The organism is Microcoleus sp. M2_D5, assembly GCF_036701935.1.
Lineage (GTDB): Bacteria > Cyanobacteriota > Cyanobacteriia > Cyanobacteriales > Microcoleaceae > Microcoleus.
On the sequence record NZ_JAUBRP010000127.1, the window covers coordinates 1 to 10048 of the forward strand.

Genomic DNA, 10048 nt, shown 5'->3' on the forward strand with positions numbered 1-10048 from the left:
TTAAATTTGTTGGCCATATTACATCTCCTCTACTTTTAGCCTACATTTAGTGTACCTTCATAGTGAATTGGTATTAGGCAAATGATGCGAGGATTGCTATATTATTTTTGACACCAAAAAGAAAGAAATCTTAGAAAATTTGGAGCGTCCACTAACTTTCTATGCTAAGGAATTTGTCACTACTTTAGAACGTGATTTTTGGAGTTGAGGTCACGTTCTAAAGTAGTGACATATGGGATTTATGAATACCAACAAAATCGAGTAGATCTAAAATTAGAAAATAGTAAATATACCAATGAATTAGCCTCTGACTCTTTAAAAAAATGGTGGAATAATTATGGTATAGCTACCTACCCTAATGCTAATTCTATTTGGGCTATCCGGTGATGGGAGGTAGTAATAAGCTGTGTTGCATCTAAATTGCCTATGGTATTAGAGAGGGAGAGAGGGAGAAGGAGAGGGGGAGAGGATTTGACGATTTTTGACCGGGTCTCGAAATATACAATTTACCCTCTTTATACATCAAAACATAATCAAGAAAGAACATCGACTTTTTCCTCATATTACTAGGGCTTGTCAAGGAGTGATTTTTACAATTTGAGAATTAGTCAAATCTGTCTTCGCAAAAAAATAAACTAAAGCAAGACTATCTATAGCTGTAAATATTCTTAGGAATGAGAATTAAATAACTTCCACAAGTTTGTGGGATGGGCTCTTATAGCCCGTCATGAGTGGACGGGCGGGACGCCCATCCCACAATAACAATTAAAATTGTAAGTTATTTAATTCGCGATCCTTAATAGAGTTTATAAAACTGGTCGAAAGGTGGCTGATAATTTCAAAAATACTATGGAAGTTGTTTGTGACGAAGATTTCCCCAAATGGAATTATCGAACCGTACCCCAATTTGAGTCATTCATTAAGTTATTTATTTTTACTTCCTAATTCCTGACTCCTGATTCCTTCAACGTCCCTATGACTAATTACTGATGCTCAATTACTGAAGATTAATTTTTAAATAGTGGTTCTTGATAAAGCGGGACAGTAAAAGTAACAGTCGCTCCCAGCCCTTCTCCCATACTGTAAAAATTTACTGTACCCCCCATTGCTTCTACCAGTTTTTGAGAAATAGCCAACCCCAGACCGGTGCCGCCGTATTGCCTGGTACGATCGCCGTCTACCTGAAAAAACGACTCAAATAATTTATCCTGCTTGTCGAGAGAAACCCCAATGCCGGTATCAGCGACTCGGATTTTCACCATTCCGGGGAACTGCTGGTTGTGAACAGTCACCTTTTTCTTAATAACCTCGGCACTGATGCGAATTCCCCCTTCCCCGGTAAATTTAATCGCATTGCCCGTGAGGTTCAAGATTACCTGAAGCAGGCGTTGGTAGTTGCCGTACACAATAATCTCGTCCTCCACAGGGGGTTTTTGGATTTGAAATTGCAATCGCTTTTGCTCGACTTGAACCCGCGTAAAATTCTCAACTTGCTGCAACAGTTCGCCGAGTTTGACGGGAGCCAGGTCTAACTCCATTTTGCCAGCTTCGATTTTAGCGACATCCAAAATATCGTTAATCACATTGAACAAATGTACTGCGGAGCGGTAAGCTTCTTCTATAAATTGGTGCGCTTCTTCGGGGTCATCTGCCATGCCGTCCATAAGCAGTTTTAGGAAGCCGAGGATGCCGTTGAGGGGGGTGCGGAGTTCGTGAGAAGTATTAGCAAGAAATTGACTTTTAAGTTGGGAAAGAGCTACGGCTTCGGCGCGAGCGTGTTCTAATTCTTGGTAAAGTGTAGCGTGGGCGATCGCACTGCCGACTTGAGCGACTAACTCGCGGGCGAATTCGAGTTCGACTGGACTCCATTTCGGAGAATTTCCGCAGCGGTGCAAACATATCAGTGCATTGGGTTGGTCTTCATAGGAGGTAGCTGCTACGAGTACGGAATGGCGACCGAAGGGATCGGTGGCGGGGGAGGCGTAATCGACTGCTACTGGTTTTAAGGTGGCTAAAGTTTGAATCCACCCCGGCTGTTCGGCTGCGCGCAGTTCTAATCCCAGCATAGAAGAGTAAGCTTCTTGGCGGTACTCAGCTACTACTTTAAAAGTTTTCGATTGGAGATTTTCGATTTGAGCGGGGGAAAGCCGGAGCGAGGGGTCGCTAGCTATGGACTTTTGTAATTCGGCGGCTGCGGCGGTCGAATTTTGCTGATTTTCTGAGGTAAGGAAGGGGGATGTTTCGAGATTTTCGCTGTCTTTTTTGTAGGAACAGATGATGCAGCGACTCGCGTTCAAAACTTGACCCAAGCTGTTAACAGTTTGCTGCCAAATGGTTGCTAAATCGAGGGTTTTGTGGAGGTTTTGAGCGATTTGCGAGATGATTTTACGGTCGATTTCCGAGTAGGGAGGGAGCGATCGACCGGGGATACGGCTCGCTGGAAGCGACATTTGTTGGCGGGCATCCAAGAGGGATGGCAAAGCTCGATAGAGCATGAATTCTGGGGAGTCTGGCCGTCTGTCTGTGGGTTTGTCAGACAGCAGCCTTCCCATAACTAAGACTTTTGTAGCTTTGCCGTTTGAGTCGATCGCCGGAGTGAGTGTCAAATCGAAGAGAAAATATTGTCCGGCGTGGGAAAATGGATAGCTGAACCGTTGCGGTACGAGGGTTTCGAGCGCCCGCCGCAGGATGTCGAGATAAGGCGCGGGGGGGATGGGTTGCAGGGTTTCGCTGAGGGGGCGATCCTCTTCGAGGGCTTCGCTAACGACAATTTGTTCTGCTGTAAGGTTGTACTGCTCGGCTTTTTGCCAGTAAAAAGATAGATATCTACCCCTTGCGTCTTGGGTAAATACTAATTCTGCCCCTAACTCTTGAAAAAAAACTGTAGAGGCGAGGCTCGATCGCCGGAAATCTGTGTTAGAGTCCATCAGAGTAGGGGATGAAAGTAGTTCGGATTTTGGAGTCTTGAGTTTTTAATAAACAACTCAAGACTTTCCATTGTTGGGGGCTTTTAGTGTTAATTTGTGAGTTATTAATCACTTAAAAAGTTGTTTGATTTTTAATTGAAACATTTATCGTTTAAAACTCACAAATCGCAAAAATTTTAGGCTTCTTTTATTGAGTTTTGAGTAATTAATTAATTCATATAATATTAATTATTTAATTTTGAACTCAACTCAAAACTCAAAACTATTCGTTCTCAGCCGTTTTGGGTAATTTAAAGATAAAAATTAAGATTGAGAAATTAGGAATCTGCACCGATTAACTATCAAATGTGAAAATTACGCCAAAATATGAGGCTGCGAACCACCACCTCGAAGAGTTCCGAGGTTGTGATTTAGCCGAGTTCACTCGCCCACAACTTGTAGCTTTCGCCGCGAAATCTGCAGGATATCGCCGGCGCGATCGAAATTTCATAGCCAGAAACTTTACAGCCAGCAGATTTGCGCGCGCCGTCTGGGGCGAGAGTACCTCAGTCGTTCCATTCACCGCGCGGCGGGACTGGGGGGTTGCGGCGTAAACTCAGAGCCAGCTCGTCTTCGCGGCGCTCGCCTCTGAGCCACTGCTTGATTGCTGTTTCAATGACTTTGCTGGGGTCATTCGTCAAGTGCTTAATTTGGTCTAGCAGTTCAGGATCGATATGGATGGACAGTTCGACTTTTTCTGACGAACTGTGGGATGGTATTCTTGATTCGCTCATAGTTAAAAAATCCTAGTTTTAATTCTTAAGTTTCAATTCTTTTGATGACAACCGACTGGACTAGATATTTGCAGTCCCTGATTTGCACCCAACCTTTCCTCAACCGCTTAACCGCTTTCTGTACAATGAGAGAGAGAAAAGTTTTTTCCTTTTGGGTGTCCGGCCTCGGTCGGACACTGGAAAGGGTAATAACTGATACTCTTGAGGTTTGTCTCAGTTGTGGTTTCATCTCAATCCCCAGTAAGAGGTTGAACTAAGCACTCTACTCTTGCTTGTGTAATCATACAACAAAAAGTATCCTTTGCCGATTAGCTCTTCGATAAAAAACATGACTAACGTCCCTGTATCTCGCATTCGTAATTTTTCGATTATTGCTCACATCGACCACGGAAAATCGACCTTGGCCGATCGCCTGTTGCAGGCGACTGGGACTGTGCAAGCACGGGAGATGAAGGAGCAGTTTTTAGACAATATGGATCTCGAACGCGAACGCGGCATTACGATCAAGCTGCAAGCGGCTCGGATGAATTATACTGCCAAGGACGGTCAGGAGTACGTGCTGAATCTGATCGACACTCCCGGACACGTGGACTTTTCTTACGAAGTGTCGCGATCGCTCGCTGCTTGCGAAGGGGCGCTGCTGGTGGTAGACGCATCTCAAGGCGTGGAAGCACAAACCCTCGCAAATGTCTACCTTGCCTTGGGAAACAATCTGGAAATTATTCCTGTTTTAAATAAAATTGACCTGCCGGGGGCAGAACCGGAACGGGTAAAAGGGGAAATTGAAGAAATTATCGGTCTCGACTGTAGCGGGGCGATTGAGGCCTCGGCTAAGGAAGGAATTGGTATAGATGAGATTTTGGAGTCGATCGTCGAATTGGTGCCGCCGCCGCAGGATACTGTTGACAAACCGCTGCGGGCGCTAATTTTTGACAGTTATTACGACCCTTATCGCGGGGTAATTGTGTATTTCCGGGTGATGGACGGAAGTGTCAAAAAGGGCGATCGGGTTTTGTTGATGATTTCGGGTAAGGAATATGTCATTGATGAATTGGGCATCCTTTCACCGACTCAAGTTCAAGTAGACGAACTGCACGCGGGGGAAGTCGGTTATCTGGCTGCGGCAATTAAAGCCGTAGCTGATGCTCGCGTCGGCGATACGATTACTTTAGTCAAAAAGCCTGCACCGGAGCCTTGGCCGGGTTATACAGAAGCAAAACCGATGGTTTTTTGCGGCTTGTTCCCGATCGATGCCGACCAATTTCCCGATTTGCGGGAAGCTTTAGAAAAACTCAAACTCAACGATGCGGCGCTTTCTTACGAACCGGAAACTTCGAGTGCGATGGGATTTGGTTTCCGCTGCGGTTTCTTGGGTTTGCTGCACATGGAAATTGTGCAAGAAAGACTGGAGAGAGAATACAATTTGGATTTGATTGTTACGGCTCCTTCTGTGATTTATCAAATCACAACAATTAAAGGGGAAGTGTTAACAATTGACAATCCCAGCCACTTGCCCGATCCTCAGTATCGCGAGAAAATGGAGGAACCTTATGTGCGGGTAGAAATGCTGTCGCCGGAAACTTATGTGGGCGCGCTGATGGAACTGTCTCAAAGTCGGCGGGGCATTTTTATGGATATGAAGTATCTGAGTCAAGGCCGCACTACGCTGGTTTACGAGTTGCCTTTGGCGGAGGTGGTGACTGACTTTTTCGACCAGATGAAATCGCGGTCGCGCGGTTATGCGAGCATGGAGTATCACCTCATCGGTTATCGCGAAAATCCGTTAGTGAAAATGGACATTTTAATTAATGGCGATCCGGTTGATGCTTTGGCGATGATCGTACACCGGGATAAGGCTTACAATGTGGGCCGCGGATTGACGGAAAAACTCAAGGAGTTGATTCCCCGCCATCAATTTAAGGTGCCGATTCAAGCAACAATTGGTGCGAAGGTGATTGCTTCGGAGCACATTCCGGCTTTGCGGAAGGATGTGTTGGCGAAGTGTTACGGCGGGGATATTTCGCGGAAGAAGAAGTTGCTGCAAAAGCAGGCGAAGGGTAAGAAGCGGATGAAGTCTGTGGGTACTGTGGATGTGCCGCAGGAGGCTTTTATGGCTGTGCTGAAGCTCGATCGGGATTCGTAATTTGTGTGGCTTTTTGTCAGGAACAGGCAAGATGCCTGTTCCACAAAGAGTCTGTTTTTTTGTGGGGTTCTAGGAACAGGCAAGATGCCTGTTCCACAAAGAGTCTGTTTTCTTGTGGGATGGGCATCTTGCCCGTCCCTGTGGGGGCCCAGAAACCGGTTTTTTTCCCGGAACAGGCAAGATGCCTGTTCCACAAAGAGTGAGTTTTTTTGTGGGGTTCTAGGAACAGGCAAGATGCCTGTTCCACAAAGAGTCTGTTTGTCTGTTTTCTTGTGGGATGGGCATCTTGCCCCTCCCTGTGGGGGCCCAGAAACCGGGTTTTTTCCCCAAAGACGCGTTACACACGGTAAATTCGGTAAAAAACCCGGTTTCTTTGAGTGAGATTAAGAGCGAGCGCACTTTTGGAGCAAAAGGGCGATCACTCTTGACCAAAGAAATTGGTTGAGCTAAACTAAAACTTAGTTTAAATTTCTTATATGTAGATGCACATAATCAGCTACAAACGGGTGCGTGAATACAGCGAAACTCATGCTGATTGCGGGGAAGCTTTGGATAACTGGTTTAAAATTGCTAGCAAGGCTAAATGGTCTAACTTAGTTGAGGTACAATCTGTTTTTCCGAAAGCCGAAGCTGTTGGGGGGTTTACAGTTTTTAATATCAAAGGTAACAACTATCGATTAATAGTTAGTATTGATTATGAGAGCCAATTAATTTATATCAAATATATTCTCACCCATGCTGAGTATGATAAGGAAAAATGGAAAAATGACCCTTACTTTTAATCCAGATAAATACAAAGAGTTATTGTCTCAGTACCAGCCGAAAATAATTAGAAATGAAGCGGATAATGAGAAGGCTCTGGCTATGGTGGAAGAGTTGATGCACCGCCGCGATCGTACTCCTGAAGAAAATGAGTTATATGAATTGCTGGTTGCATTGATTGAAAAATTTGAGCAGGAATATTACGCACCAGGAGCCACAGCAACGCCTAATTCAATCTTGCTGTTTTTGATGGAACAAAGAGAGTTACAACCTGCTGACTTGGTGGGAGTTATTGGGTCTGAAAAAAGAGTGTATGAATTGGTTAATGGTGAGGGAGATATTGGCAAAGAGCTGGCATTGATTCTGGGGAGTTTTTTTCATGTAGAGTCGAGTTTGTTTGGTAATTAAGGGAAGTAGAGTATAAGAGAAAAATAAGAAGTTGAAATGAGTGAAATTATGGCTGCAGCGTGAGGGGCGATCGCCCGCTCGCATCACAGCTTACTACAACTTAAACAAGAATGCTTTGTTGAAACTCCCGCTGAATTTCATCTACAACTTTGCGATCGCTCAAATCGCGATGCCACCAGTGGCTACAGCCATCTTGACAATATTTGCAGTACCTGCGCGCATCGGCAATTGCCAATAAACTCATTAACAGGAAAAAGGTTTTGATAGATTCTGAGGGCGGCAGTTTCAAAAGCTTTGCCATTTGTTCTTTTAATCGCCCTCTACTCAGCAACACACAAGGGGTGTAAGTTGGGCGAACTTTTGATTTGGCAATAGCTAGGGAAACATCTTCTTCTCGCGCCCCTGCTTGGAGGGTCATGTAGGATAGCCGCTGCAATATTTCCTGCTGGTATTCGGTTGGGAAGCTTAAAAACCAGTTTTTTGCATCTTCTTGGCTAATTAATTCTTGTTTAATTTGATTGATTGTAATTTCATCGGCTAGATTCATTTGCCTCTCCTAAGTCTGGCTCAAATATAACGTGAGGTTCTCCTTTTAGTTTCAGGCATCTGTGGATTTGAGCTTGCCGGATGCTTTTGCTTGGTCGATCGCCTCTTGAATCAGAAGGTAGACAAAGTTGGAGATCGATCGCTTTTCGAGATCGCACAACTTTTCGAGATCCTTTTTAGCCTGTGTTGGCAAAACCACTGAAATCCGCTCGCTGTCGCTCATGCCTTGCAATCTATTGGAAGTTTCCCCTATTGTGCCACCTCGCCCGTCCAGCTCGTGCATCCGCAGTCAGCTTTATGCTTACTTATGCACACTAATGCTTACTTCGTGTTATTTTTATGGGTAATGTCAGAAGCCAGCGCATCCACCGACCAAGTTTCTGCGCTGGCTCTGGCTCCGTTTAGCAATGGAGACTCCTCTATTATGAAATACGAAGGATACTTGAAGCCGTGGGTAGTTGCCCGCTTGCTTCACAGCTTGCAATGGGCGATCGTCGGTCGCTATCGCAGCCGATCGGATGCGGAGGGACATCTTCAGTTGTTTCGGCAACGAGTGCCCAACATCCGATTTGAAGTGGTGTTTGATTTACCCCCTCGCCGAGGATAACTTTTTTGAGGGAGGGTTTTTGATAAGTTAACTGTCAAATTATCGAGGGCGATCGCACTTTTGGAGATTAAGGCCGCTCGCACTTTATAGCAACTAATAGCTAGGCATAATTGACTCGAATTTGTGGAATCGCGATCGGGCGATAGGCGTCAACAGTAACTTCAATTATGCCGAAACCGCCGCGACGGGGTTCAACAGCATCATAGCGAATCCTAACACCAGTATCCGAGTAATTATTTGGATAATATCTAAAGCTAGTCGAGTTCCAATCCCGCCAATCAGCATAACTAGCACCCCCTCCGAGTCGCGGCAAAACAGATGCTTGCACTTCATCAACACTTAACCTTTGATTCTCTCGCAAATACATAGCTGCAATAGACATCCCAATACAAGCCGCACCAGAAAAGGCTGACATAGTTGGTCGATCGTATTCTATTCGAGGAAAAGCGAGGACAGCATTCTTGCCCAAAGATTCGCGGCGTTCAGAACCGACTACTACAGTATATTGAGGACTTCTAACTTCAGCAACCGCCACATTTGTAAACTGTCTTTCCAGAAATTCACGTTGCGCTAACTGCACTTCTAAGCGTTTGTCAAACCATTGTTGATTTCGCTGTTGGAAAAATGAAAAAGCCCCTCTGCCCAATCCTCCCAAAACAAGGCGTAAAAGAGGATTAGCTAATAAAAATAGAAAAGCATCGGCTTTCTGGGGATTGTGCAAACCCAAGTTGACAATAAATGAAGCGCTCCCTAATGCGCTGTATTGAATAAATTTTCTGCGATTCATAAATTTATCACTCTAAAATGTCTTGATAAAAGTAAATAGCTGGACAACTGCTTCCTGAAGACCTTTTACACTCACCTTCTAAAGCAATACTACGAACATTGGTGACATTAATAGGCCAGAGCAGTTGCTGTCCGAAGGTCACGTCTTTGTACCCAGCAAAGTTTCCATCTTTATAAACAGACAAACGAACTAAAGCGCCTTTGGAAGAGGCGTGATTATCGGGAAAACCAAAAGCCAGAGTCAAAGTCTTAAATTTTGGTTTTTCTCCTGGCGCAGCTAATCTACAAGCTACCTGAATAGGATACTTCTGATCGATAGCCTTACCGTTCCAGTCTCCTAGATATGCCACAGCTTTAAATATTTCAAGCGCTATAGGAATATCTTCATTTATGACCTCATAAGCGCCTCCTTTTATTTTCTGACATTTCATTTCACCTAAAGAAGCTGTTCCCGGTGGACGCCGCCTTTGAGCTTGTACTAAATCTGTTGCTAAAGTTAGGACTGCGACAGTGAGGAAGCCAGATATCAAGCGTTGCATCTTGGTCATTTTTTTGTTTGGAAATTTTAGCTTATTCATAACCTGTTTTTAGCTCTATCTAAATTTTAGAATTTACCTACTTGCTGAGAATGTCAAATTTACCTGGCGAGCATCTGAAGTCACAGACCATCTTTTCCACTCAAACATATTATTGTTAAAGTGCATAGGAGAGCCATTGGCTGTTTTCACAATTAGTGGATAAGAATTAGAGCCATAACCATCACCTGTTTTTAGATCGATATAAGTTCCAGTAGAGGTACATTTCGGAATTATAGCGATTCCCCAAATTATTCTGACTTTATCGGCACAATTAACTGTAATCGTTTTCACTGGTTCACTGGTCAATCGTCTTACCATTAATTTATAAGTTGGTGCTTCATTAGATGAAGAATTCCTCTTCGGTAATTTAAGCAAAAGTTCTCCGCTCGGACCAATTAATTCAAATTTGTTATCACCCATGCTGACTTCATACCAACTGGTACTAAGTAGGTCGGCGGGAAAATTTATAAGTATGTAACAAAACATTAAGTAGGACGGTCGGCTCTCAATTTAATGCG

At 44.3% G+C, this 10048-nt stretch carries 12 protein-coding genes; 5 read left to right on the top strand and 7 right to left on the bottom strand.

Annotated features, from left to right (window positions below):
- Positions 1–204: 204 nt before the first annotated feature.
- On the top strand, positions 205–387 hold the full coding sequence (locus QUA50_RS29330) for an ISAzo13-like element transposase-related protein (protein WP_445243851.1): 183 nt from the start codon (positions 205–207) through the stop codon (positions 385–387).
- A 620-nt stretch (positions 388–1007) separates the two neighbouring features.
- Here QUA50_RS29330 and QUA50_RS28310 read toward each other — a convergent pair.
- The gene (locus QUA50_RS28310; protein ID WP_333268570.1) at positions 1008–2927 is read right to left on the bottom strand and encodes an ATP-binding protein; all 1920 of its coding nucleotides are present in this window, start codon (positions 2925–2927) and stop codon (positions 1008–1010) included.
- Positions 2928–3472: 545 nt separating this feature from the next.
- On the bottom strand, positions 3473–3700 hold the full coding sequence (locus QUA50_RS28315) for a hypothetical protein (protein WP_333051858.1): 228 nt from the start codon (positions 3698–3700) through the stop codon (positions 3473–3475).
- 328 nt (positions 3701–4028) lie between these two features.
- Here QUA50_RS28315 and lepA point away from each other — a divergent pair, with 328 nt between their 5' ends.
- From lepA to QUA50_RS28330, 3 genes are all read left to right on the top strand, one after another.
- Positions 4029–5843 (top strand): translation elongation factor 4, encoded by a 1815-nt coding sequence (lepA, locus tag QUA50_RS28320; protein ID WP_333268572.1) that lies wholly within the window; start codon positions 4029–4031, stop codon positions 5841–5843.
- 482 nt (positions 5844–6325) lie between these two features.
- The gene (locus tag QUA50_RS28325; protein ID WP_333268574.1) at positions 6326–6625 is read left to right on the top strand and encodes a type II toxin-antitoxin system HigB family toxin; all 300 of its coding nucleotides are present in this window, start codon (positions 6326–6328) and stop codon (positions 6623–6625) included.
- On the top strand, positions 6609–7013 hold the full coding sequence (locus tag QUA50_RS28330; RefSeq protein WP_333268576.1) for a transcriptional regulator: 405 nt from the start codon (positions 6609–6611) through the stop codon (positions 7011–7013). The genes QUA50_RS28325 and QUA50_RS28330 overlap by 17 nt, the downstream gene beginning before the upstream one ends.
- A gap of 100 nt (positions 7014–7113) precedes the next feature.
- On the opposite strand, the gene QUA50_RS28335 is transcribed toward QUA50_RS28330, so the two are convergent.
- Together QUA50_RS28335 and QUA50_RS28340 are read right to left on the bottom strand one after the other, a co-directional pair.
- Entirely contained in the window at positions 7114–7560 is a 447-nt protein-coding gene (locus QUA50_RS28335) for a DUF5958 family protein (protein WP_333268578.1), read from the bottom strand.
- 51 nt (positions 7561–7611) lie between these two features.
- Complete coding sequence (locus QUA50_RS28340) at positions 7612–7842, bottom strand: ribbon-helix-helix domain-containing protein (RefSeq protein ID WP_333268580.1); 231 nt, start codon at positions 7840–7842, stop codon at positions 7612–7614.
- Positions 7843–7866: 24 nt separating this feature from the next.
- Between QUA50_RS28340 and QUA50_RS28345 the strand changes: the two genes are divergently transcribed.
- Positions 7867–8166, top strand: coding sequence for a hypothetical protein (locus QUA50_RS28345; protein ID WP_333433679.1), 300 nt, complete (start codon positions 7867–7869; stop codon positions 8164–8166).
- Between the two features lie 100 nt (positions 8167–8266).
- On the opposite strand, the gene QUA50_RS28350 is transcribed toward QUA50_RS28345, so the two are convergent.
- The 3 genes from QUA50_RS28350 to QUA50_RS28360 are packed head-to-tail and all read right to left on the bottom strand — an operon-like array spanning position 8267 to position 9950.
- Positions 8267–8953 carry a hypothetical protein gene (locus QUA50_RS28350; protein ID WP_333268583.1) on the bottom strand — a complete coding sequence of 229 codons (687 nt, stop codon included), beginning with the start codon at positions 8951–8953 and terminating at the stop codon, positions 8267–8269.
- Positions 8954–8960: 7 nt separating this feature from the next.
- Entirely contained in the window at positions 8961–9530 is a 570-nt protein-coding gene (locus tag QUA50_RS28355; protein WP_333268585.1) for a hypothetical protein, read from the bottom strand.
- A gap of 33 nt (positions 9531–9563) precedes the next feature.
- Positions 9564–9950: a hypothetical protein gene (locus QUA50_RS28360; protein ID WP_333268587.1), complete on the bottom strand. Its 387-nt coding sequence runs from the start codon at positions 9948–9950 to the stop codon at positions 9564–9566.
- Positions 9951–10048: the final 98 nt, after the last annotated feature.